General features: G+C 53.2%; 14 protein-coding genes. 9 read left to right on the top strand and 5 right to left on the bottom strand.

All coding sequences use genetic code 11. The annotated features are described in order from the left end of the window. Positions 1 to 274: 274 nt before the first annotated feature. On the bottom strand, positions 275 to 3,625 hold the full coding sequence (locus ACQK2L_RS28245) for a protein kinase domain-containing protein (protein ID WP_425400397.1): 3,351 nt from the start codon (positions 3,623 to 3,625) through the stop codon (positions 275 to 277). Between the two features lie 212 nt (positions 3,626 to 3,837). On the opposite strand from ACQK2L_RS28245, the gene ACQK2L_RS28240 reads away from it, so the two are divergent. Beyond that, positions 3,838 to 5,214 carry a WD40 repeat domain-containing protein gene (locus tag ACQK2L_RS28240; RefSeq protein ID WP_425400396.1) on the top strand — a complete coding sequence of 459 codons (1,377 nt, stop codon included), beginning with the start codon at positions 3,838 to 3,840 and terminating at the stop codon, positions 5,212 to 5,214. 50 nt (positions 5,215 to 5,264) lie between these two features. Continuing rightward, positions 5,265 to 7,400 (top strand): HEAT repeat domain-containing protein, encoded by a 2,136-nt coding sequence (locus ACQK2L_RS28235; protein WP_425400395.1) that lies wholly within the window; start codon positions 5,265 to 5,267, stop codon positions 7,398 to 7,400. Between the two features lie 758 nt (positions 7,401 to 8,158). Here ACQK2L_RS28235 and ACQK2L_RS28230 read toward each other — a convergent pair. Continuing rightward, entirely contained in the window at positions 8,159 to 8,455 is a 297-nt protein-coding gene (locus tag ACQK2L_RS28230) for a cellulose synthase operon protein YhjQ/BcsQ (protein WP_425401133.1), read from the bottom strand. Positions 8,456 to 8,600: 145 nt separating this feature from the next. Here ACQK2L_RS28230 and ACQK2L_RS28225 point away from each other — a divergent pair, with 145 nt between their 5' ends. Further along, positions 8,601 to 9,158, top strand: a complete 558-nt coding sequence (locus tag ACQK2L_RS28225) for an HD domain-containing protein (protein ID WP_425400394.1) — start codon at positions 8,601 to 8,603, stop codon at positions 9,156 to 9,158. A 20-nt stretch (positions 9,159 to 9,178) separates the two neighbouring features. On the opposite strand, the gene ACQK2L_RS28220 is transcribed toward ACQK2L_RS28225, so the two are convergent. Continuing rightward, a complete protein-coding gene (locus ACQK2L_RS28220; protein ID WP_425400393.1) occupies positions 9,179 to 9,493 on the bottom strand; it encodes a hypothetical protein in 315 nt (104 codons plus the stop codon). 29 nt (positions 9,494 to 9,522) lie between these two features. After that, positions 9,523 to 9,792, bottom strand: coding sequence for a hypothetical protein (locus tag ACQK2L_RS28215; RefSeq protein ID WP_425400392.1), 270 nt, complete (start codon positions 9,790 to 9,792; stop codon positions 9,523 to 9,525). A 94-nt stretch (positions 9,793 to 9,886) separates the two neighbouring features. On the opposite strand from ACQK2L_RS28215, the gene ACQK2L_RS28210 reads away from it, so the two are divergent. From ACQK2L_RS28210 to ACQK2L_RS28185, 6 genes are all read left to right on the top strand, one after another. After that, complete coding sequence (locus ACQK2L_RS28210; protein ID WP_425400391.1) at positions 9,887 to 10,870, top strand: hypothetical protein; 984 nt, start codon at positions 9,887 to 9,889, stop codon at positions 10,868 to 10,870. A gap of 851 nt (positions 10,871 to 11,721) precedes the next feature. Beyond that, entirely contained in the window at positions 11,722 to 15,546 is a 3,825-nt protein-coding gene (locus ACQK2L_RS28205; protein ID WP_425400390.1) for an SIR2 family protein, read from the top strand. A gap of 894 nt (positions 15,547 to 16,440) precedes the next feature. Beyond that, positions 16,441 to 19,221, top strand: coding sequence for a hypothetical protein (locus tag ACQK2L_RS28200; RefSeq protein WP_425400389.1), 2,781 nt, complete (start codon positions 16,441 to 16,443; stop codon positions 19,219 to 19,221). Between the two features lie 177 nt (positions 19,222 to 19,398). Then, the gene (locus ACQK2L_RS28195) at positions 19,399 to 20,580 is read left to right on the top strand and encodes an aminotransferase class V-fold PLP-dependent enzyme (protein WP_425400388.1); all 1,182 of its coding nucleotides are present in this window, start codon (positions 19,399 to 19,401) and stop codon (positions 20,578 to 20,580) included. A gap of 642 nt (positions 20,581 to 21,222) precedes the next feature. Then, entirely contained in the window at positions 21,223 to 21,792 is a 570-nt protein-coding gene (locus ACQK2L_RS28190; RefSeq protein WP_425400387.1) for a hypothetical protein, read from the top strand. Positions 21,793 to 21,835: 43 nt separating this feature from the next. Next, complete coding sequence (locus ACQK2L_RS28185; protein WP_425400386.1) at positions 21,836 to 22,390, top strand: hypothetical protein; 555 nt, start codon at positions 21,836 to 21,838, stop codon at positions 22,388 to 22,390. A 365-nt stretch (positions 22,391 to 22,755) separates the two neighbouring features. Here ACQK2L_RS28185 and ACQK2L_RS28180 read toward each other — a convergent pair whose 3' ends face one another. Next, positions 22,756 to 25,731 (bottom strand): type IV secretory system conjugative DNA transfer family protein, encoded by a 2,976-nt coding sequence (locus tag ACQK2L_RS28180; RefSeq protein ID WP_425400385.1) that lies wholly within the window; start codon positions 25,729 to 25,731, stop codon positions 22,756 to 22,758. Positions 25,732 to 26,147: the final 416 nt, after the last annotated feature.

The raw sequence follows: 26,147 nt of genomic DNA, 5'->3' as shown, positions 1-26,147 counted from the left end.
CGATTTCACTGGGAAGATCAGTGGGCGACCGATCGCCTCGATGCGCAAGAACCTTACACCCACTAGTTGCACAAGCTTCCAAGAGTTGAAGTAGGGAAGTTGTGCCATCTTGATCGAACTTACTTTGCGCTAGCGTAAAAAAGGCTGCATCGTTATGGCCAGAACTAAGGCAAGCGTACAGCGCACGATTGCATGCTGCTGCTTACGCATTTGAATTCCTTTCGCACAACATAGAGTATTCGCCATCTTGATATCACCTATTTCAATTCACATCCTAGGGTGAGTAGTCCCAGCACACAATTCCCCTCGCTGCACCAGCGGCTACAGTCTTGTCGCGGTCAGTAAATCGCACAAACCAATAGGGAGTGCTGGGGTTGTCACGGTCCTGTAGAGTTGCATAGTGGGTTCCTGTTTCTGCGTCCCAAAGCATGACGCGACCGAATTCTCCGGCGGTCGCGACTCTATGGTTATCTCCAGCAAATGCGATGTCCGTGATAACATGAGTTGGCATGCCAATCAGGGCAGTTGCTGTCCACGTTTCGGTTTCGATTATTTGGGCAACCTCTTTCGTCTTAAAAAGCAGCGCAGCCAACGAGCCGTCGGGACTATAGTGAATCCTCTCAATTCCGCCGTATCGCCTCCACGTATTCCGTTCAATGCTTAGATCATCTTGGCCGGTGCCTGTTGGTTGCCATACATGCAGCTGGTCGCTAGCGGGACTTTGAGGAACCATGACGAGTTGATTTGAATTCGGGGGATACGACAGTAGTTTTGCAGTCCTGTGTTCGCTTTGCCCTAATGCTAATCCTGAACGCTGGCTCTGTGGTCTTCCCGCATCGTCGCCATTCACATTGAGTAGTGCCATACCGTGAGCGTTTGGAAGGCAAGCCAAGAGTCGGCCTGAAATGGGGTGAAACGCTATGGGGCCTGCCAGAGCTTCGTGAGTTGACCTCTCACGGGATTGCAAATCGATGACTTCGATTCGATGCCCTGTGCCAGAAGAGCTAGGTGATGCGGTATTTGTCAGGGCAACTGCCGCTAAATTGCCTTCGGAGTTGATGGCGAGATCGGATGGGGCGATTCGAACTTCGCTCTGCTCACTCTTTGGAAAAGTCGATTTAGGAGCCAAATTCTCGAATAGTTTGTGGCCCGAATCGGTATCCCAAACTTCGAGTGTATCGTCTCGCCGCTGAAGCAGCAGGATCTTCCCGTCACGATTCCTCTTTATAGAAGAGATGTCTTCGAGAGAAGGCCACTCTTCTTCAGTCAAGATGAGGCCGGGGCCTTCGTCAAGAATGTATTTCTTCGCAACCAGAATCCCTTGTTCCGCAACGAAGCTATCAGCCAACTCTTGCGGCAGGTCGTGAGATCGTCCGGTCCACACAAGCCCTCTGCTATTCGGCAAGAACTGAAGATTTTCAAGCTCCGATACTTCACTGGCGAAGATACCTAAGGGCTGGCCATGAGGCACTGACCATAGGCGAATGCCTGTATCAATGTGTGCCGTCGCCATCAACGAGCCATCTTCACTGATCGCTGCAGTAACTATCGGTGACTCTGAAGAAATTACAACGGTAGGTAGTTTCCTATGCTCGGGGCCAGTGAAAGTGATGCCATAGTTCTGAATGCGTGTGAGAACGCCTGTTGATTGAAGTTGTGGACCTAACGTGCCGGAGACAGCAGATAGATTTCCAATCTGGAATCTCTGTCTTGGCGCGTCAGGCTTTGTGCCGTCCTCCTCTTCAGGTTGCACTTCTGTCCACGAATCCAGCTCCCATGATCTCCTGATTTCTTGGTTCCTTTGAGGGGAGTCTAACGCCGGCTTGAGACTGGAATCTTTCCAATGTGTGGAAACGCTGCCCGGAAGATAGACAAGATCCAGTCCGCGCGACTCCCCTGAAAAAGCAAGGGAATCGACTTCGAATGCTTCGATCTGCTCACTTGCAATCAGTCGTGTGTCTTCAAGATCGAAAACGAGCAGCTTGGCTTTCGGGGCAGAGACTAAATCCGTCATTACCGCTGCAAGTCGCGAACCATCCTCCGTGATCGCCATGGATAAGGGATACGAGACGGAAGAACCCGTTGGGATGCTAACCGATTCGGCGAGTCTGCAAGCTGCCTTCAATCGATACCACTCGATGCCGCGAAGATTCTCACGTGTCGATTCGAGAACTCGATTTGCACCTTCCATGTCAAGTTCTCGGCGTAGTTTCTCAGCAAGTGCGATCTGAGAAGTGTAACGCGGACGCTGTAGTTCGAGATTCTGCGCTCTTAACTGTTCCGTCGCAACAGCCAGCTCTTGGTTCGCCGCAACTTCTCGACGTCGGGACATGTCAAGAAGCGCCGCAGCAATCGAGGTGCAGATGAAGGTGATGATAATCGCCCCAGCAAGATTGGTTACCAAAGTCCGGTGGCGGCTAACCCAGCGGTGGGCACGGTCTTGCCATGGTTCCTTATACGCCGCAACGGGATCACCATCCAGCCAGCAGTTTACCTCTAAAGCTAGATGCCGAGCACTTGGATAGCGGTCCGCAGGCTCCTTGCTTGTGGCCTTTCGGCAAATGGCTGCTAGTGCCGGGGGCACTTTCGTTGCAACTTGGCAAGGATCGTCGATCTGAGCAGCACGGACTTTGGCAAGAGTTTGGGAGATAGATTCCCCTGCGTAAGGCGGCGCTCCGGTAAGGATATGATAGAGAGTAGCGCCCAGACTGAAGATATCGCATTCCTTGCCAATTCGCCCTCCCTCGGTAGCCTGCTCTGGACTCATATAGTCTAGCGTCCCACGGTGGTTTCCTTCGTGCGACCAATCTGCTTCTAATCGTTGGGGTGTTTCAACTTTGTTTCCGCAAGCAGAAAGATCCTCTGGACTCTGCTTTGAGAGTGACCTTGCTAGCCCCCAGTCAGCGACGAAAACTTCTTCGTGGTGTCCCAGCAAGATGTTCTGCGGTTTGATGTCTCGATGAATCACCTTTCGACTGTGGGCAAAGTCGATGGTGTGACACGCTGTGACAAACTTCTTTAAAAGCTCGCGCAGAACGGAATTCCGTTTCTGATCGTCTTCGAGTTGATGCAACATTTCTATGTCAGTTGCCAATGTTCGCTCGTCACGAATATAACGCATTGCATAGTAAGGTTGTCCTTTCTCGTCACGCCCGAAACCGTACACAGGCATCACACCAGGATGTTCCAGATTACCGGTGATGTGGGCTTCTTGCGCTAGGCGCTCCTGAGATTCTGGTCGCCAAAGCCAGTGTTGTTTGAGGAATTTTACCGCAACCTCACGATCAAGAGTCTTGTCGCGGGCACGAATTACACGTCCCTGGCCACCTTCCCCGATGGATTCGATTCCCTCCAAATTCGCTGCACTAAAAAACTTGGCATCATCTTCCTTGGGAATTTCAACAATCGAATCGCCCGCAGTCACCTTTGGAAAGGCTTTGAGGCAATCTATCGATTCAGCCAAGCATTGGCGTGCAGCTTCGGAGCCTTCCGGCATGAGTTCCATGGGGGACAGTTCCTGGCCATCACTTTCCCATGCCTCTTCCCAACGAGCCAAATAGGCCTGGAGCTCGTTCTCGGAGAGGATCCCGGACTTGGGCGAATGATCTGATTGAGACTCTGGCATGGCAGGGTATCCAATCGTCTTTCCGATGGTAGACTCACCCAGAATGGGTACCAATAATATAGCGTAGGTACCTTTCACCTGGGGGAGAGTTATTTGCAAGAGATTTTCTCGCCCCCACCTTAGGGAAAGCTCCGCTTCAAGGGTGTGACATCTACGACGATATTGATTTCGCAGGTGATCTACGACAAACGAACGCATTCAATGAGAATTTCATGAAAATCTCCCAACACCCGTGCATTCACGCTGGAATCCTTTTGCATCTGATAATGGCAGTTCCAATCTCCACCACACTGGGAGATGAAATTGTTCAGCAGAGGGTGGAGGGCTCTCACTCGCTATTCCCTGAGGAAGCAGCCATCCCTAGTGGCGCGCGACAGATACTCAGCGACTTGGATGGCATCAGCAATATTCAGCTTGGCAGAGACGGAACGCGGCTCCTGGTCGAATTTAGCAAGCGGATCATAGTTGGCAATGGAGACACTGCTGGAGTCACAGTACAAGGCAAGGACGGTAATAGGTATCGACTTTCTACTGCAGGCGCGATTTATGATCGGAAATCACAGATGCTACTCAGTAGCATTGATGAGGATCTGACCCACTGCCAACAGTTTGAAATGCACGAAGACCTCGTCGCCGTGACCATGTTCACTCCCCAACTTGCCGAGAAGAAATCGAAACCGGAGGAAATGGCAGCGAAGCTCCAACCCCAATCAGTTTCCAGTCCTCAAGGTCCACAAGGCACCTACGATATAAGGCTCTATGACACATCGCGCAAAGACTGGAGGTGGATTGCAGGTATTTCGCAATCCGGTTACGAGAAGATCGCTTTTTCGAAGGATGGCCAAACTGTATTGTCTACGGAGTTTCAGAGGAATTCTCTCGTCTTCAAGACATGGGATTCGAAGACAGGAGAACTATTGCGCACCGTGGATGGACCGCAACTCTCATCTTCCGACTCGCATAACGACTTCGAGTCTCAGGTCCTTGAAAACCTTGGGTTCGAGAACAAAACGAATCTTTCGACCCAGGACATCAAACTGTGCATCAGCGATGATGTTTCCTTGGCCGCATACTGGTTTGAAGAGATGCCAGTGAAGATCTGCGATGTGGAAACGGGAAGAGTGATTCGCTCGATTGATTTGGGGCAGCATGTCGAGCAAGTTGCTTTCAGCCCTACAGGGAAACAACTTGCCCTTGCTGTTCATGCTACACCAAAGTCAGTGGTTTCAGTCTGGGATGTCAAATCGGGCGAGCGAGTGCTTTCGATCGTCGATCTTGCTTATCGACTGGGATTCAGCCCCGACGGAACGAAGCTATGGACATCGGATGTATTGGACAAATCGGTGTATCTTCAGCGTCAGGAAACGAGAGGCAGAAACCCCTTAGAGAATTCGGGAGGTGCGGAAGCTTCCTATAACGTATCAGTTTGGGACTGTTCGAATGGTAAGCGAGTGCGGAAGATCGAGACGGGGTTGTTTCGGACCGGTGTCGTTGCGTTTCTCTCTGAGTCTGAACTCATGACTACAGGTACATTGGGTAATTTGTCCCGGATCTATGTGTGGGACTTGAAGTCCGATGCAGTTCCTTAAAACGTATCTGATCTCCGGTCGAAACTAAGCAGATTCCCAACTAGAGTTTGATGATGGTAGACAAATCGCAAGGTAAATCACGCGTCGTAAAGAGATCTATTTTCGGCACTATCGTCGTTTTGCTGGCACTTTCTTGGCTTCGCTTCACTTGGGATGAAGGCTACCCGGCGCTGGTGCAACTGCTGGGGAAGCCTGGTGGCCAGTTAGTGCCAGACCTTAACAAATCTCTTTTTCATGAGTACTACAGAGTAAGATATGCGACTGCCATGCGGCTTGTCGAACTCCAGGAATGCGGGATCGGAAGCTTGCCAGCAATGCAGGAGCGTCTGAGGCAAGGTGACGAGGGAGATATCGTTTGGCTAAACACGCTTGCCGCGACCTCCATGGGAACTGAAGCGATCGACTATCTCGCACTCGCCTGCGTACACGAGAGCCAGGAGGTCCGTCGGCTTGCCCAACGTTCCTTCGCCATGCTGCCTGCCGATGTTCAAGCTGCCGCTATGCTTCCCCTTACAAAGTTGACCGCTGGAGAACACGAACCCTTCTCAGGCGAAGGGAGATTAGCAATTCGCTGGATAGGCAGTCTTGGCGAAAACACAAACTATCCCAGCAGCACGCTTCCCCGTGGATTTAAGTCTCCGTCAGTTCTTGAGATGGGAATCTCTGCTTTGAATTCAGACCTGGACTCGAACCTGGCCCGTGATATCGCCAAAGAGCTCATCGAGTTATTGAACTCCGACAATTCGGAATACGCTAAACAGACTTTGTTCTTCCTCGGAGAACCTGCAGTGGAGCCACTTTCAAATTGGCTCGATGTGCAGAGTTCTGAGTCCGTCGACAGTAGTAGCGTTCGATTGCACGTCTATGAGATTCTGGGTTTGCTAGGATCTTACGTCGATCTATCTGACGAATCGAAGCAACAGGCTCAATCCGCTTTAAAGAATGCTGCGGCGCATGAGAATCCGGCAAATTTGGACGAACTTGTCGAAGCGTTGATGAAACTCGATCCGAATCCGGAGGCAACCATCCCTCTCATCGAAACAATTCGGGCCCGAGTTGCATCCAGATTCGCACGGGGATTCTACTCAAATGACTGGTGCGAAGAAGCACTCATGAGACTGAGAAAACCCGAGTTAGACAAGCTCAACTTCGCGATTGAGAAAACAGACGACTCCGCTTGGAAGTTGGTGAGATCGGCAGCGCTGCTAGATCCTGGCACTCCTGAGGCGCGCGAGCTCTTGCGTACCGCTCTGTCCCATCCCTCACATCTGGTGCGTGTCGAAGCAGCGCGATCACTTTTTCTACTGGGTGGATCAGCGACGGAATCAGTGCCGATCCTCGTAGAAGCTCTTAATTCCGAGGAAATGGGGGCGTCAGGCCTACAGGGCCCTTCGCTCTCTGGGCAGGCGGCTCAGTACCTTGGAGAAATTGGTCCCGCTGCAAAGGAAGCAGTACCAGCACTGATCAACCGATTACAGCGTAATCTAAACCGAGACGAGGAGGACCTTTTAATCAATGCCCTGACAAAGATCGCGCCAGACTCGGAGCAAGTAGCAGCGGTGATTCAGCGCGCGTGGGAGCAGACAATTTCGAGAGAGTTGATGCGCACATGTGAAGCGGCGCTCGAGAGAATGCGGACTGTCGGCGCAACAATGGAACCTAGTGATGCACTTCAGCTGCTCAAAGATCCTGATTCGAGATACGCTAGACGATGGATTGCGCTTCGCACCTTAGCCGAGCATTCCGAAGACGTAGCGATTCCGCTGGCAGAAATGCTCACTCGCGGACAGGCAGTCGATCCATACGAAACTAAGCTACTGTTTCATCAACTTGGGCGTGCACGACTTGCTGCCATCCCCACCATAATTGAGTCAGCACTTGGTGACTCGCAACCCACCACCCTTGGCAGTATCGACCTACTGGTTGAGCTTGGGCCAGAGGCGAAGGAGGCCGTCCCGGCTCTGCTGTCTCTCATGGAAGAAGAAGACGAATCTGTACGAATAGAAGCGGAAACGGCATTGATGTCAGTTTCACCTCAGGCCTATGCGTTGCAATTCCGTGACTCGGGTCGCTATGCAATCATTTTGGGAGGCGGCATCTGCTTCTGCATTGCCCTAGCCTTCTTCGTTCGAAGTCGACTCAATCTGGCTAAAGATAGGCCTGTCGAGAAATCGGTTTACAGCTGATTGCCAGGCATTCCCCTCTCATGGGGTCTCAATGCAGCGATGCTATTAGCCTGCCCGGGCCTTCTGAGCCCCATAGCTAGAAATCGATCGTAGCATAGTGCAATCGGGCGTATCGCAATCTAAGTCTTTGTGGCGTTTCTGCTACGAATTCTCCCCCCAAGGTCTTTGTCTCTCTCGCTCAGAGTACAAACGAAGCCGAGGGGAGCAACGCATTCCAGTCTTTTGCTTTCGACTGAGCCTATTCGGAGAAAGAAATGAAACCTTCAGTTTATCTTCTGTTCTTCTTCGTTGTGACGAGGGCAGCATCCTCTTGCCAAGCTGAGCCCATCCCGCTTCCTCCCGAGAAAGTCTATGAATACTCGGACGCGGTCGTAGAAGTAGACGTTTTGAGCCTCAAATGCACAGGCAAGCGAGGACTACAAGACGAGTTAGTCTACTCTGTTTGCCTACGCGTGCGCACAGTCATCAAGGGGCAACTGAGGGTTTGCCATCGTATGGTCTGGGAAATGTCAGACTACCAGCCACCTCCTGGTGAGCATGGGGGAGGGATCTTCTACCCAGGAGAACGACATCGACTTTATCTCAAGCGTCTCTCAGACGGAACGTACAATACTTGGGGGCATAATTGTGTGGAGACTATTATTGAAGTACCCGAGATGTGTCGGAGACTCCCACGCGCAGCGGGCTCGCCGAAGAGGGCGCAGCCGTCTGCAGGCGCCCCTTGACGCGGACGCGACGGGCGCCAGGGTCATCGGATTTTAATCTGCAAGAAAGAGGAGAGAAACAACGTCCCGGTGCAAGAAACGTAGAAGGAATCGGTTGAGACGTTTGAAACATGGCGTCAGCCGCTCGCCTACTCCTCGGAGTGTCGGCTCAAATACTCTACGGAGGCTTGGATCAAGATCGCGGTCACGGTGCGATTGCCCCCTTCGCGGATCGCCTGCATCTTGAGCCGATCCCTCGGCGTCGGCCAGCACAACGCGTTGGCCAGAGAGTTTGAGGGCGTGAGCGAGGTTTGTGGCAAGGGTTGTCTTCCCGCTGCCACCCCTTCTGATTGAGAATAGCGATGGTCTGTGGCATGTGCCTCCGATGAGTATCTACTCACGAGTAGTAGCACGCGCGGTTGCGCAACAGCAATCGATGCTTTAGACTTGTCCACAGGAGACTTCAACGCACGACGGGGGCGGAAAGTTGAGACGCATGAGTGATTTGGTACGCAGGGCCACGTCGTTCGCCGAGCGAGCGCACGAGTCCATCGATCAACGACGCAAGTACACCAACGAGCCTTACATCGTCCACCCGCACAACGTGGCGATGCTTGTCGAGAGCGTCACCGACTGTGAAGTGACGATCGCCGCCGCCTGGCTCCACGACGTGGTAGAGGACACGCCGATCGGGATCGGCGAGGTTCAAGCCGCGTTCGGCAAGGAGGTTGCTCGGCTCGTTGCGGACCTCACCGACATCGCCAAACCAGAAGACGGCAACCGCAAGGCGCGCAAGGCGATCGACCGTCGGCATACGGCCGAGGCCGATCCTCGCGCCAAGACGGTCAAACTCGCCGACATCATCGACAACCTATCGCAGTTCCAGCGCATCAAGCCGGGTTTTGCGCCGGTGTTTCTTGAAGAATGCGAATCGCTGCTGGCGGTGCTCACCGAGGGGAGTCCGGTTCTTTACGAGCAAGCGGAGACAACCATCGGTGAAGCACGAGTACTCCTGCAAAAAGGTCTCCTAGGTCCGAGCAAGCGCGACCAATAGCTTTCGATGTTTCATTGGGATTACTGGAGCAGGTCAATGCCGCACAAATCGACCCCGTACTTGCCGATAAAACGCGAGGCGACGTTGCGACCGTTCTCCACTTCCTCCCTTCCGATTTTGCTCGCGTGATGAATGACGCTGTCGCGTTCGCGGATCAGGCGGCTGAGTTGGTCGCGATAGGATAGCGTTGCAGACGGCTCAATGACATTGATCGCAATTAGTGCGTGCTGCAACGAACGAAGCGCCTCACGTGGTCCAAGCGTCTCATCGCCCTTGTCGCGATAGAGGGATACTCCGAGTTCCGGGTTGCGCTCGAATAGGCCGTACAGGAACATTTCTACGGAGTGAACCAGGGCGATCGTTGCTAGTCGAAGATTATTCTTGCCATCAGCCAAACAGCAGCAATGTCGAACGACTCGACCTTGAACCTCGGCAGAGCCTGTTGTGCGACTAGCGAGCTACCATGCCAAATTGGATCGCAGAATGCAATGCATTTGCTAACTGGGTTTCCAGAAGCAATCACTCGTTCGTCGTCGTTCATCGTGCAGACCGATTCATTTTCGCTGAGCACATGATCCACGATACCTTTCCCAAAGACCTCGGTTTCAGGGAAATTCTTAAGAATCTTTGCCATTTCCTTCCCCCCGGAAACGATAGCTTTCGCTAACTGAGTGTAATGTGAACTCCATCTTCCCAGATACAGCTCCCTTTTTAGGAAAGGATCGACTATGAAACGCCTGGTGACAAAGAATGCCCTGTTGCTAGCATTTGCTTTTTCCGCAATGACAAGCGATGCAGATGAGATTAGTTCTGCCGAGTCGAAGAGCCAAAGGCGTTCCAAGCAGAGCGGCACGATCAATGTTCTTGATACTGTGACCTACAAAAACGACTCATTCGGCGCCTATTCAAGTGCACTTGACAAAGGCATGTATACGGCGATCCTCTTCAATTCGGGAAATCTTGATATCTTTTCTAAGAGACTTTTGGAGAACTTGCGTGCTCCTGAACTGGCCAAGTATGGTAGTCGCCTTATTGTTTCGTTTACGGATGCCGATTTTGACAAGGGTGCCGAGCAGCTTGTTGAAGCGCTTGGTGTGGTGAGATACCCTACGCTTGTGGTGCTGAAAACCAACAGCAATAAACTCCACATTGCTGGCCGTATCGAGGGTGAGGTTCCTGTTGCTGAAATCGACCGAGTGTTTCGCAATGCAACTAAAGAGCCGATCGAAAGGGAGGTATTTCAAACTCCGAATCCAGCAGATAAAGAAGTAGGTGCTCATTCGGATGATTCTGAATTCGAACTGTATGATCAACGGCCTCTTGAGCTTGGCCCCGCTGTAATCGATGTGCAGGTTTTTCGCAATCGTTCCTTCGAGGCCTACAAACAGGCTCTCCAGGATGGCAAGCACACGGCAATATTGTTCCATGCCGGCGGTGAAGACCTTTTCACGCCGAAAATGGTCAACAGCCTCCAATCCCCACTCCTGGCAAAGTACTCGAATCGCCTCATTGTGTCGGTTACTAACGAAAAGGTCGACGAAGGAGGAAAAAAACTTGCGGACGCCTTCAAGGTTGTCCGCTATCCTACTCTCGTTGTGTTAAACACGAATCGAGAGAATCTGCATGTTGTCGGCCGTATTGAAGGAGTCATACCGGTCAAAGAAATCGATCGAGTCCTGAGTAAGTCGATGAAGATAAAGCGGAGCGGATAGTACAAGCAATCGGGTGCATTCCAATTGAGAAGAGTTACTGGGTGGGCGAAGAGTGGACTCCATGGAATGAAGATCGTGAGGAAGAAGTGGATGAATCTTACCCTTATTTATGCCCTGAAGGGCGTGGAGATCTTGCGTCTCACTATGCCGGTGTTCACTATCAGCTACTTGCAGGGCGATTCGACATGCGCGCATCGGTGATCACCTTCTCCTTTGGAAACATCAACCATGCGATCATTACTCTACGAGGTGGTATCAGTTTGAGTTATCCAGAGCAGCCTAGTCGAAAGCCAATTCGGATGTGACATCAGACTGAGTCGACGCAGCCCGCAGAAGGCAACACTGAGGTCTGAATCTGTTTTAGAGAATGTAATGCTCTATAATCCAGTCGCGAGCTTCAGCGCTTCTATCGGGCAAAAGGACGTCGTGCAGTTTGAGTTTTGTCTTCCAGCGGGCGGTTGGACCACCCGCTGGCCCGAGGGCTCCGCTCAAATTGACGGCGGTGAGGATGACCTCTGCAGCTTGAGGATCAACTTGAGGACACCGAATCTTCCACTATCAAAGCTGCTTTCTGCTTGCTTCCAAGTGCATAATGAGGGCGTGTCCTTTGCGCGCTAGCGGACGCCGACCGAATTACGCCGGGCCGACACGTCGCAGCAGCCGAGGCGTTTACGTCCGACGCGGGTTTAATGGATGGGGCATACGTCGGTTCTGAGAGAATGTTTCGCGGTCCAAGGTATCGCCCGAGCTCCTCCGCGGGCTGTAAGCAACTCTCGATTCACGTTAGAATTTCTAGCACTAAGTCTGATAGGCCATTCCCAACGGTGGTTCTCGACGGGGCTGAGTTTTTCATGCGTTTTGGCAAAGATGGGCCAGCCATCCCCGACGACCTGCTGAATGCACGCGACGAAGGTCGTGTAGTTTTCTTTTGTGGTGCAGGCGTTTCGCGGGCACGAGCTGGCTTGCCTGACTTTTTCGGCCTTGCTGAAGATGTGATACGCGATCTCGGAGTCGGCCAAGAGAGCGACGCGCGGAAGGTACTAGAAAAGGCACGTGAAGTTGGCGAGCAATTGAGTGTAACGGGGTTGATTTCGGCGGATCGCATATTCGGTCTTCTGGAGCGGGACTTTTCGGTAGCGGATATCCAGCGTGCGGTGGCCAAAGCGTTGACCAAGCCCGATGTTGACGTATCAGCTCATGATACGTTGCTACGCCTATCCACTACGCGCGATTCGCAGACACTGCTGGTGACCACCAACTTCGACAGGCTATTTGAAGCGTGTAATTCGAAGGCGAAGATTCATCAGCCTCCACGCTTGCCCCATCTCTCCCGATACGATGATTTAAACGGTATCGTGTACTTGCATGGTCGAGTCAACGAAGACGATACCGGCGCAGATGGAAGTGGATTTGTTCTGTCGAGTTCCGACTTTGGATATGCATATCTATCCGAAGGCTGGGCAACAGAATTCTTCCGGGAGGTTGTAGAACGATATGTCGTTGTATTCGTAGGCTACTCTGCGGACGATCCTCCTATCAATTACCTATTGGAAGGACTGCGCAGAACTACTGCCCCTTCGCACCGCCTCTATGCGTTTCAATCCGATGAGTCTATGGAGGTGGTTGCACGCTGGAATCATAGACAAGTCACGGCGATACCGTATTCGTCGGCGGACAAGCATAGAGCCTTGTGGGATTCGCTTGAACTCTGGGCCCAGCGTGCTGATGATCCCGATCTTTGGCGGCGGAACATCTTAGACGCCGCAATGGAGGGACCTGAGTGCCTCAAACCGCATCAACGAGGCCAAATCGCACACATCATCTCTACGGATGCGGGTGCGCGTGAATTTGCAGCGCAGTCACCGCCAGCAACTTGGCTTTGTGTGATGGATCCAACTTGTCGCTACGCCAGACCCGACAAATTGGAGCGGATAGATCCAAACAGCCCGAGAATTGACCCGTTTGTCCAGTATTCGATTGACTCCGATGTCACGCCAGAACGCAGTGATGAGGAAAACCCCTACGCTGAGCCTAAGGTGCCAGCATCCGCTTGGGATGCGTTTATTGTGAACAGACTCGACCGGCAAGGCCTTCCTCTCGAAGGCTTCGCCGCGTTTCGTGGTCCATGCGCAGCCGAGATACCTCGTCTGCCAAAACGGGTTGCCTATCTGTGCAATTGGATAGCGAAAGTCGCGAATCAGCCAGCCATCGTGTGGTGGGCTGCACAACAGAGCGCCCTACATCCTTACCTGCGCAATTCCATTGAGTGGCAGTTGAAACACGAACAGGATCAGTTCTCGGCTGAAATAGTGAGTGCCTGGCGGTACCTACTCGAATCGTGGAATGCAAGTTCGCAGTTTGGAAGTATTCATTGGTACGAGTTCCGCACCGTTACTGAGCGTGAAGGTTGGAGCATTCAGGCTGCACGTACATTTGCTGAATTGACTCGCCCTCGACTGAAAGTCGGTCCTGCAATGTTAGCTACAAGTTCCCCGCCAAACAACTGCGGGGAAATTGAAAGATGGCAATTGCTGCAAGTTGAAGTCGAGTGTCCAGACATAGGGACTGATGTTGAAGTTCCAGATGCGTGGCTAGAGCCTGTGACACGCATGCTTCGCAGAAATCTTGAACTAGTTGCTGAGTTGTGTGATGAGGTTGGCGATCCGAGCACTTCTCTCCTAAGTCCCATCATACCTGACGATCGAGAAGGTGTGGGAAACTACGATCGCCATCACGGCATATCAGGATTGGTACTGTACTTTGTATCGCTGTTTTCTCGTCTGGCGCGCCGTGACATGTTGGCAGCTCAGCGCGAGTATTCCAGCTGGCGAGTTGATGATGAGGCGGTCTTCGGCAGGCTACGTGTTTGGGCGGCCGCGCAGCCACTACTGGAGACGCCATTGGGCTTTTGCAATGTCGTGCTGGGGCTCAGCAACAGCGCGTTCTGGAATCACGACCACCAACGAGACCTGCTATTAGGGCTAAGAGCGCGGTGGCAAGAGTTGTCACTTGAACAGCGCAAACAGCTCGAAGGGCGACTGCTTGAGGGGCCAGAGAGATGGGAAGGAGAAGATACAGATGCTTATGAGGAACGACACGCATACCGTCTACTAAATAGATTGCAGTGGCTAATGAAGAACGGATGCGAATTCAGCTTCGACGTACAAACCAGAATTGGCCAGCTGCGTCGAATTGCTCGTCAATGGGTGCCAGAGGCCGGACAGCATGCAGCAGATTCGAGAGAGATTCGTGGCGGGTCTGTAGTAACGAACACCGAACATGAGAATCTCGTGCATGGACCAATTGCTACGGTATTGTTGCGGGCGCGACAGGCTGCAGACAGCCCGAAAGACGACTTTTTAACCGAGCACGACCCGTTTGCCGGGCTTTGCGTTGCTCAGCCGCGTCGCGCCTATCTCGCCCTTTCTCGCGCGGCCAGAAAGGGCGACTATCCTGGCTGGGCATGGAGGACGTTTCTGTCATCCCCTCGTCGGAAGGAAGATGCGCCACACTTCACTGTGACAATTGCGGAGCGCCTCTGTCGATTGCCTGATCCCTTTCTACAGCAGTCGCTATACTGGTCGACCAACTGGTTGAAGGAAGTGTCCACTACGTTATCAAAAGAGGCATCGCCGACGTACGAGAAGATTGTCAGGAAACTAATTGATGTTATCTACCTCGATCCATCAGAGGCGCGCTCTGCCGTACTCAGCAGCGGGAACGAGCGAGATTGGGCAACGGCAGCGATAAATTCTGCGGTTGGTCATATTGGCATTGCCGTTTTGCGGGATTCACGAATTGAGCATCTTGACGGTAGCTTGGATTCAACCTCGTGTTGCTTGCAACAGCTTGTGCGTCTCTTGGACCTCAGGGATGATCTGCGACGCTATGCGATTGCGATCAATTCCCATCACCTCGGTTGGCTCCATCGCGTTGCGAGTGCATGGACAGAGGAGCATCTGCTGACGATCATTGCCGGCGATGATCACGGTGATAAATCGGCTTTTTGGTCTGGTTTTTTCTGGAATCCGAAGATCACAAGCATTGACCTGTTCTCGCATCTAAAGCTCGGTCTCCTATCATTGGCGAAGCAGCGGGGGGCATCGCGCGACAGGCATGTCCAGACCATTGCCTACCTGCTAGTTTGGGGTTGGAACAATACCGCTACCGACAAGGAATCTAGGCTCATCACTAACGACGAATTTCGAGAAGCACTACTCGGCGGAGGTGATCTACTGCGGTCGCACGTGGTGTGGCAGTTTGAGAGGGCCATGGAAGATGCCACGGAAGAGGACTTGGATGTGTGGTTAACCAAGTCAACTGAGCTATTCACCGAAGTGTGGCCTCGACAACGTTCGGCAAAGAACGAGGCTATGTCAATCTGTCTGGTTGAGTTCCTGTTCCGAAATGTCCAAGCGTTTCCGAAGCTGGCAGAGGGCGTGCGACCACACTTGACGAAGATAGAAGAGCGCTACAGCTTATATTTCGATGAAAAGGTGAAGGACATCATCGTGAAGCATCCAGACAGTTTCTTAGATGTGTTAGTCGCCATCTTATCTCAAGACGTTACTACATGGCCATATGGTGTTGGTGATGCGTTAACGATGTTAGGCGAAAGCAATACCTCTCACGACAAGCGGTACGTCGAGTTGGCACGGAAATGGAATGCTAGGTAGAAACACAGCCAACTCATTTGCTCGCGCCCACGTTATCCTAAGAAACACGTGTTCGATTGGCCTGTACTCCGGAGAACAAGCTTGTTTCGGCCTAACTTGCGGTGAACCTCGGTGCAGACTACCCGAACAGTGGCTTTGTAGCGGAGTGAATGCATGACAAGACAGGGAGGTGCAGCAACAGTCTACGGAGTGCTGTATCAAATCTTAGGTAGCCTTGAGTGGGCCGTCCGCCTCAATATCAAAGGAACCGTGAGGGGAGGAAGGCTTTCTGAAGCTACCCTGATATTGGAGCCAAGTGATGGTGGTGACATCCAGACAAGCGCAGGGGGTGTGCGTGTCGTCGAGCAGTGGAAATCGCGATCGACTGCTCGACCGTGGTCTTTACGAGAGATCGTTGAAAAGGTCCTCCCAGATCTTTACCGTGCGACCGACACCGATGCACTAACCCAATATTGCTTTGTCACCGAAGGAAAGTGCTCCTCGAACCCAGACTTCGATAGCTTCTGCACTTGGCTTAGGGGGCGAGAGTTCCCTGAAGATGTGGCGAAAACACTCCAATCTCTTCCTGAGAAGCGGTATCGGGGAAAGCGACAACCTGTTCTGTCGGCCTACGAGCTCTTTTGCTGGATAGTTGATAAGGTATCTAGCAAGTCATCGGACGGCATTCCAGCAAAGCTAGATCCTGTCGCTGCTCGGCGGACATGGCGACTACTCTCTAACTTCAGGATTCGACCAGTCCGCTTAGACAGCTTGGAAGATAGAATTGACGGTCATCTGGCTAAACTAGTCAACCAGGATTCTGAAATTGCACCCAAGCGAGATCAACTGTGTGGGATACTCCTCAAACTCGCTAGCAATCAGGACACTGTTACATCGCCCATCGAGATTCTGCGAATGGCCGAACTCGATCAGACGTCCCTCGATGCTTGGCGCAGCGCCTTCGAACGAGTCAACACCACCTCGCTTGAGAGGCTAAAACGATGGGGCTTTGCTGCAGAATTCGACGTACGGCCAAGCCCTTCCTTTTCAGAATTGAAACCGTGCTTGCTAATAACGGGAGAAAGTGGGTGCGGTAAGACATTTGCTCTAGGTAGCCTGGCCCAGAAAAGTGCTACCATCGAGCATGCAGTTGTCGCCGTGAGGGCTGAGGGCTCCAGTGACCAAATAATTGCCGCAATAGTGAATGCTGTCTGGGGAACCGGGTTTCGGAGGTCAGCAACTCCTCCTTTGGAATCCATTTCGTCGAGGCTTCGCAAGCATTGCGACGGCCTAGGCGATTGGTGGATGTCCGTACTCGTCGACGAGCTGACCGACAGCGCCGCAGCAAGATCGCTCTTGGAGGTTCCATGGGAATCACTTGGCGTACGCATTGCGTGTGCAGTGCCACCGCAACTCGCAAAAAGCTTAGTGAATCTGTACGGAGACGTAGCGGTAACACTTACAGTTGGCACCTTCACTTCGCTTCAAGCCAGGAAGTACCTGGAGCTTAGAGGCCGCAGTTGGGCAGACTTACCCCAGGACGTGCGAGGGATGGTATCCTGGCCATTGTTGGCTAGCCTCTACTGCGAGATTTCGCTTGACAAGGACTGGCAGCCCGAAAGCGAATACAGCCTTTTCCAGAAGTACTGGGAGCGATTGTCTACAGACTTAAGGCAGTCTTCCTTCCAGGACGATTGTGCAAATCTCAGAGAACTTATTGGGGCGTCCATTGATGGTGCATGCGCTTATCCCTGGACGACTAAGGAGTGTCGTGACCACGGTCTCGATGGCCCAGCGATCGAGCGACTAGTAGCCGTTGGTTGGCTTTCTCGTGAGCAGGACGGACGTATACGCATTTGGCATTTCCGCTTGCTCTGCTGGGCGATAAGTGTAGAGCTAGCTTCTGACTTCCGTAGGCGAGGTGAGGCTGCGCTGTCTCGGATCATGTCGATTTGTGGTTCGGAGAGCTCACGCGAGGCCTTTCAAGGTATGGAGCTCGGATACGTCCCAATGGACTTAATGTGGTTGGCATGCGATCACGAATATGGCGATCCTGGTGTGGCTCATACGGTACTTAAAGAGCTACTTGGTCATGGCTTTGAGCTGGGCGATGTAACTCGCGAACTACTTCCAACCGTGGGTCACCGTGTCATATCACCTATATGCGAGGAGTTCCGCAACCGAAACCCAAGTCAATTCGCCTACCAGATCACCCAGACAGCCGATCTGCTACTAAGGCTCGCTAAAAGGTATCGCACAACCGTCATAGAACACGCAAATGAGTTCATCGAAGATCAGAATCTAGGGATTGCTGCTTGTGGCGTTCTGATACTCAAACAACTCCCCTCCTGCCAAGCCCTCGACGGCCTTTGGAGAGTCCGAGCGCGACATCGTGAATGGAAGGAATCAGCTCCTACTGATACGAAGAGCATCCCATCCATGCTTGAGAGCGACATTGTGGAAGCTCTTACCAATTGTACTCGGATGCAGCCTTTCTGGCTCGAGACGGCGATAGACAACTCAGTCGACGTCCCCGAAGACTTGGACTGTCTGGCGGACATCCTTGCTTCAAGTGAATGCAACGAAGTGGTCGACGTGTGGTGTGCGGTGAAACACACTCTTCTGAAACATCTACCAAGTACTTCACCTACGCTCATATCCTGCATAGACCGCTTTCACGAAGATAGCCTTGTTCCCAAACTCGTAGAGGCGATGAAGTGCGAAGACCATCCTGTCATACGAAGTTGCATTACGACTCTCTCAGCACTGGCTCCTAAAGAACTCCTGCACGCTATACCACAATGCGACCCGTGGCTGGATCTGTTCTTCACGCAAATGCAGTGGTTTCCATGTCTGTTGACCAAACTACGTAAAGAAACTCTGCGCACCTTGGATGAGACATTTGATGACGACATCGATCACACGATCGCGCTGGGACGCTCCTTGGAACAGTGGTTAGATGAATTGTCCACCGAGTCAATCGGTGTGCTGCAGAAGTCGTTTGAACAGGGACTCGCAGCGTACCGTAATTCCCCTGGTTCTGACACACGCAATCAGTTTACGACTTTACTTGATCTAATCCGGAAGATCCGGAAACCCGATTTGTGTGAACTCATTGCAGAGTGGAGTGGACAGGACGTTGAAGCAGGACTAGTGGCGGTTGGAACCGAATGGGCCGAGGAACAGGTCTATCCACCGTCGGATTTAGAGACACTGCTGCCAGTCTTATTGCGTGTTCAGGGGAAAGGTTTTCCCCAATTGATTGCGCGTCTGCTTCAGAGCAGTGACAATTCAAGGCGTTTCTTAGGGATTCAATGGTCATGCCACGCTCCCGACGCAGAGATCCGCAGGTCATTGGTAGATATCGCCCTCAGTCATCGAGACGACCACGATGGCGACCGACTGCCTAAATCTCAGCATATTCGAGATATGGCAATTGAACGCTTGGCATGCTTAGGTGAAGACGATGCCCTTATTCGATCACTACAACGACAGGAGCACAGTATTCTCGCACTAGCAAATGCGCGTAGGGGCCACTTGCCAATGTCTGACAGGGTTGTCGGGCGGCTAATCGATACAATCCAGGAAAGTGAGGGCGAATCAAAAGCACTTGCGCTTATGGCGGCTGGAGTGAGCAGTCGGATTTCAAGAATTGGATGGACGCTGCCGGACAATTTGCTTCACACTCAATTTTAATGATGACGAGATACGACTTAGTCGAGACCGCTGGCAACGTCTCAAGTTGTTTGCCAAACCGTATCGTGAACTACTGGATCAAATCGACACGGACGGGTAAGATCAGAGTCGGCCCTTCGTAGAAGGAATATTTACTTGGTTCCCGCGATCTACCTCGATACAGCACGTCTCGGGAAAATGACTCCCGGTGCTCAAGACGTCCACTGTGACTTCTCCCGCTTTGTCGGCGAAGTCGGTGCATCGATTCTATTCACCGATTTCTTGTGGCACGGTCTAGAGGCATGTCCTGCGGAACTCGCTGAACGATTTCCCGCCCTGCTGGCTTGGAAAGGTGTCACAGCACTCAAGCAGGAACTCTGCAACCTTACGACACTTCCCACGCGTACGCGTGCCCTACTCGCCGGGCGATCGGCACAACTGATGAAGATGGCGGCGACCTTACTGTACCGCCCTTGCCGAAACGTGCTGGTCACCGACCTCGGCTGGCCACCTTATCATACGATCCTCGATGGCGAAAGTCGCCGCATGAACAGGCGACGTACGACGGTCAAGCTCCAACGTGAATTGCCGACAAGTGAGTTGGATCAAGAAGAGATTGTTGAGAGGATTCGTGCCGCCTATATTGTGCATCATTGCGATGGCCTGTTTCTCACAGCCGTGAGTCATTTAGGAGTCCGGCTGCCGGTGCAAGAGATCGTTCAAGCTATCGCACAATCGGCTGAGCTACGATTCGTCGTAGTCGACGGGGCACAGGACTTCTGCCACGTTGATTCGGACCTACAAGGGGACTGTGCCGACCTCTATCTTGCCGGTGCCCATAAGTGGCTCGGCAGTTTTCATCCTCTCGGGCTTGCTTTCTATGGAAAGCGGCGGTCGCGAGACTTGGTCGAGACTGTGCTGCAAGACAACCTCGATTGTGGAAATCTAGACGATCCACTGCTTCGATTCATGAATAGCGGCAATACCAGTGAATCTGGCTGTCCCGAAGAAACGGTGAACCTTGCCGGGCTGTTTTCGTGCCAGGGGGCCGTGAGCGATGCCACTATGCTGGTTGCCGACAAGGCAAGACAGTTCGCTAGTCGACTCGCAAACGCCCGGGCAATTGCAGAGATGGCGGAATCGTTGGGGTGGAGTTCAGAGATGCCCCGTCAGCCGCTGCAATGCGGGATTCTGCTATTGCAGTCCCGTAGCGAACGGATTCGTTCGCTCCCGGCCGAAAGCCTACGAAGTCGATTTTACCAGCACGGTATTGCCCTCACAGGTTACGATCAAGGGCGGGTGCGTTTGTCGATGCCAGGGGATCGCCTGAATGAGGAGGACTTGAATTCCATTCGCACAGCTTTGACCGGTGTGGCCTAGATTATGTACGGATATATCCTCGCCGTCATAGCGATGCCACTGTACCTCGGTAGAGGGATTCTTGTGTATAGTAGCGGTCAGCCAGCCACGCTGTATTAGACTCAGGAAACACGCCCTTCCCGCTGGGCAAGACCGCTGTACGCTGACGGCGTGGTTGGCCTCTTGATCTACCAAGGCTCTCGGTTTTGCTGTCAGGAACTCCGATGATCTCTTCCGCAGGCAAAAAACCTTGTCTCGCAGTCAATTTACTTACCTCACGCTTAGTCAGGAAGAAGCGGATGTGGCGACAGCCCGTTCCGCCTGTTGCCGCAAGTAGTCTGGCTTTTGGGAATGATGCGAGTAGACTCGGCTGACCATCTTCGTGTCGCGTTGCCCCATAAGGTGAGCCACAGAGATTGGATCGACTCCGCCGTCGGCCAACGCCCTGGTCGCCCAGGAGTGGCGGACCGCATAGGCCACTACCCGAGACACGAGATGCCCACATACCCGATGGAAGATACGGGTATCCAATGGGAATGACTCTTTCAGACGCTGAAAAGGCGGCGATGTGGTATAATCAGCCAGGATTCTGATAAGACCTGCGATCAAGGCCGCAAACGCGACGCCTCTCGCTCACGCCCTTCAACCTCCAATCAGATTATCATGGCGGAGAATATCACGCCTGAATTCAACCAGGCTGCCGCGGCCCAAGAGCAAGCTCAGGGTACCGATCAACAGTCGCCCGGCTCTGACGAGGCCATGTCGCCGGAAGAAGATGCGGCCTTGGACCCTAGTCTTGATGATGAGCTGAGGCAAGAGCAAGCCTCTCTTGAAGTGGACAATTCCAACGAGCTGGAGGACGATGAGGGGCTCTCAGAAGAAGACGAGGCCGCTTTGAACAAAGGCCTTGAGCAAGAAGAGATGTCCGCGGAGCAGGAGGCCGCGATCGATAAGAGCCTTGAGCAAAGCAATGAGGAGCAGGACACAGAGGATGAAACTGAAGGCGAAACCACGATGGTTGAAGAAGAGAGCATAGACCCCGAGCCCCATCCAGACGGAGAGATCTACAACGCCGTGGCCCGCGACCAACACAATTCCCGCTTGGCTGAAGAATTCGAGAAAGCGAGAACAGGGAATGAAGAGCATAGCCCTGAGGAGGAAACTGTATTGGACGAGGACTACGATTCTGGCCCGAGTAATGACCCTGGACTAAGCGGACCTGGATTGGGATAAGCACAATTTGCATCCGCCGCTCAAGCTGTGATACCATGGCACTATGGTAACGATTCGCGGTGTGCATAATCCCGTTCGGGGTGGTGATTCAACGACGCGTGAAACGGCAAAGAAGGCCGAGACGCGCAACATCTATTTCCCCGATGGCAATTATCGGAAGATCACCTTCCGCAAGGCCCTGTGGGAAAAATACGACTTTCTCCTGATGGAGCGGGCGTCGAGACGAACGTCTTTTGAAATTGCCGCTATGAAGCGAGCCAAGCGGTTCTTCTCAGAAAATGGAAAGTCCTCGGTTAGGGCCCTCGTTCGACGGTACGGTAGGTCGAGAGCCACCTTTGACGACTATCTTTACTTTCTCTTCGCTGGCTCCATATGCGACGCCTACAATGCAGCCGTCTTGGTGGGAAGCTGTCAAAACAACCTCTTCCTGAAGGCCAGACGCCAAAAGGGACGCCGCGTCGAATCCAAGACGGCGGTGCGGATGTCTCAGCCCGCTTTCCATAACCCGCAGATCGACAAAGTTATTCGCGAAGGCTTCTCCGCCAGGGGCCGCGCCAAGAAGCTTGGCATAGCCTTGGTGCCCTCCGAGGGAAGCTGATCGTTGAGCATCAACTAACCTATGAGCCACTGAAGTCGGCGGGATCGATCTGCCGATTGACGCCTTCAGCCGAAACGAACAGCTACTGCCCCCTTGAGGGATTCCAGATTCGCAATTGTCTCGTCAGTCACCTTGAAAATGGGGGGAGGCGGAACGCCATCGATGTATTCAAATAGGAGGTCGTTGAGAACAATGGAAACCGCTTCATTGGTCCTCGACCTACCTGTTGTAGTCACCCCCCAGCCCCTCTTCAGAAACCACCTCAGGTTCCATGCCATGCTCGCGGGCGCCGCTGATCCGACGCACTGACGGCATACGGTTCTCAGTTGAAGTTCGTCCCCATCCTAACCGGATATAGGTGGAAGTCAACTTCGTTCTATCAACTGCATTCTCTCTTGCTCTATCTCCGCGAGGCGGGTGAGCCGCTTCTCCTCTCCGATATAGGAAGGGGTGTCGAACGGGTTGTCCTCAAAGGATTCCCAGTCCTTCACACCATACGGACACACAGGATCTCGCAATTCTGGCGAATCCCGCATAGCGTTATACCAAACATATGCTCCTCCCCCTCCAAGCAGCACACCCAGAAACGCCCATCCGAATGTAGGTGCCAGGAGAAAGCTCCCGACGGCCAATCCACCTGTTACCGCAAAAGGAACCCAGAAAGCTCGCTTCCGGTAGCGGTTGATCGATTCACAAAACTCAACCCACTCCCGATTGCAGAATGGCAGACCTTGTTCGTTCACATCCAAGTCGCTCCCACCAGATTCGTAGACGCTTGGATCAATCTCAATTCCGAGTATAGCTTGTCCAGCGAGCACTAGCTCACCCGCAGAATACGCCTCGCTTTCCTCGTCATGGTTTCCGTACTCGATCTGGTCGAGTTCATCATTCGCATAGTAGATTACTCCAGAATACGAGTTCTTGATCGGGGGCATGCTATTTCCTTTATGCAGCCCTTTGTGCAGCATCGCGTCGTGATTCAACTGGATGCTAACATCGCCCTGTCGAACCTTTCGCCCAACATGTTGCGTCGTGAGAGGCTCTCCATCGACTGTCACACGGCAGGTCTTTCCCCATGCTGTTTGAGTATGCAGGAGGTAACTCAGGTCTTCTAAGGGTGGTGACTGTATAAATTGCAGGTCCTTCGGCGGCTGGCTCGGAACCCGCAAAGCCATCTCCTCCTCAGTGGGAGGCTCCACGTAAGGGTAGTCCGGGTGAGGATGGAACCGGCGGCGGAAGACAGGGTCTTCAAAGTAGTTCACTCGCCGCACGGGAAACGGATTGCGGCCAGCCACCAAGACCAACGCATAGCCCGGATAACTGGGGTGCTCCGGAGCGTCGATCCGCCCGAACAACCGACCGATTTCATCAGGCCAAATTAGCGCCCGTCGATGTAACGTCTCGTTCAACCCCGTGCCATAACTCTCGTTGCTTCCTGTTGCCAGTGAGTGAGTTGTTGTGGTTGTATCGGTCGTGTTGGTGCCTTGAGCCGATCCCGTACCGCGGGCATTCGTCACCCCGCTTCCCCACTGGCCTCCGAAGGCCATCCCTATGCCCATGTTAGCCCCCCCCGAAATGGTCGGCCGGCCGGTTTCCTGCTCAAACATCCCAACGTCTTCTCTGTTCTTCCCTTTGTTTCTTCCAAGCCCAAGATTCAATACGCGGCTCTTGCCCTTGTTCCGCTGTTGCCCCCGGCTTCGATTCTCTGATGTGCTGCTGAACGTACCCTCCGCGTGGGAAGCCGCCGTTGAATCAGTCTCTGTCCGGTTGGTGCCACGCGATTCGTTCTGGGTTCGCACCTCGCGACTCACCTCCGTCTCGCCAACCAGTTTCGATACATACTCCCGTGTGAAGTGGTCCTCGATACCGAAAAAGACCTTCAGCCCGGCATTGGACAGAAACGTCTCCCAATTCTCTTGGTACACATACTTCAATTGCTCTAAGCTCTGGAGAACAAAGAACAGCTTCACACCAAACCCGGCAATCTGAGCTACAGCGGCTTCGATGGATTCCATCCGCTTGAGTCCTGCAAACTCATCCAGGCACATCAGGACGCGGTGACCAGTCGCAGGCTGGCCAGGCGTTTTCTCCATCGCGTTCGCGATCAAAGTCACCATCATGCGGAGCCAGCGAAAGTGCTCCTTCATGTGCCTCTGCGGAATGGAAAGATACAAGCTAACCCCCTTGGTGGAGGACTTCAGCGAGGACAACTCGAAATCAGACTTCTCCAGACACCGTCGCATACCGGGGCTATCGAGAAACGCCGTGTTCACGTTTAGGTGCTCGAAAATCCCCTCGAACTGCTTGGATGCCCCCTTCGACTGCGACTGCATCCGCCCTCCAATCCCTGAGACAACGCCGCCGAAGGCTTTGGTTTCCTTCATGACTCTCCAGAGTAGGTCATGACCGGAAGGAACGTCTTTTCGCTTCCCCTCCTTCTTTTGCTTTTCGGCGATCTCAACAAGCTCCCACTCCCCCTGAAGAATGAGCTTCCGCACGGTCAGCATGTTTCGTCGATTTTTGTGCCGCGGGGATACGAGAACGTAGAGTATGATGCCATGCAACAGCCGCCGAGCTGCATTCTCCCAGAACGGATCTTGCGTGTTCTCTCCAACGACCAGGGCCGCGGCGATTGCGGCGGCTTCGTCGATCACGTCCTCATCATTCGGATCGAGGGTATCCAGCGGATTGAAACTCTTTCGGTATTGAGCATCTACCTTTGCAGTCGAAAACGGATCGAGCACGAAGACCTCCTGCCCCATGCCTTCGCAATACTCTGATCCTCCCCCGCGAGCTGGGGCGGTAATGGTTGCGTTTTCACCTTTCGGATCAACCACAACCACCGAACCTGGCCACAGACAAAGATTGTTGATAATCGTGGTTGTTCCCTTACCAGAGCGACTGCCCGCCACTAGGCAGATATGCCGGTCATCGACATAGCCTGCGGCGTCTAGCTCTCGCGTGGCTGCTCGGCCCAGCCAGAAGGTGCCGTGCCTGTACGCGTAGTAGCGTGCCACTGATTCCGGCGCGTCCCATTCCGCGGTGCCAAGGGGCTGGCCGGGGTTGAGCTTATACGGCTGTGGGATGGGCGGAAGTGAAGCCACTGCGGTCTCATTCTTCACCGGCACCGCAGTCCGTGTAGCAGGGGCAGCCTCTTCCTTCGGGATCAGCCCCTTGATCGTCCCTGCGGCACGCCAATCCGGAAGCTGCTGCGTCCAGACCAGCGTGTCTTTTGTAATTTTGCCTTGCCGAATGGCCTGCTTCAAATCTTGATCCGTCAGAGGACCGTGCCGATTCTCGCCATCGGTTGAAACGTACCACTCACGGGGTGTATTAGCCATTTTGCGCCGCTCCTGTTACAGCCTAGGAATGTTTGAGATGATTCCAGAAACGTGGCGTCATCACAAAGTGCCCCACACGTGCCAATGAACTCGAACTTTTCAAGCAAGAATCAACTTTTCCGAGTATGCCGCGGCATGGATGTGCCCTCAATTAAAGGCCACCAGCCGCAATTGTGCAGCGATGCGGCATCCCGATAGCCCCCAAAATAATCGCCACGCGCAGTCACGACAATCATTGGGTCCTGTTCTCAATCCGGGACGGTCAGGACAGCGGCGCGATCATAGATTTCGCCGCCAGACACCAAGTTTGCAGACTTGCCAGGCCCGCCTAGAATTGTGGCCGTGGCCGCCATAGCTGATCGCAGCCGAGGCCGAATCACGCGGGTCCCTGGAACCCATGGCACGCGATCATCCGT

This window comes from Aeoliella sp. (assembly GCF_965227375.1).
In the GTDB taxonomy this organism is placed as follows: Bacteria; Planctomycetota; Planctomycetia; order Pirellulales; family Lacipirellulaceae; genus Aeoliella.
This window is presented reverse-complemented; position numbering and strand designations above follow the sequence as displayed.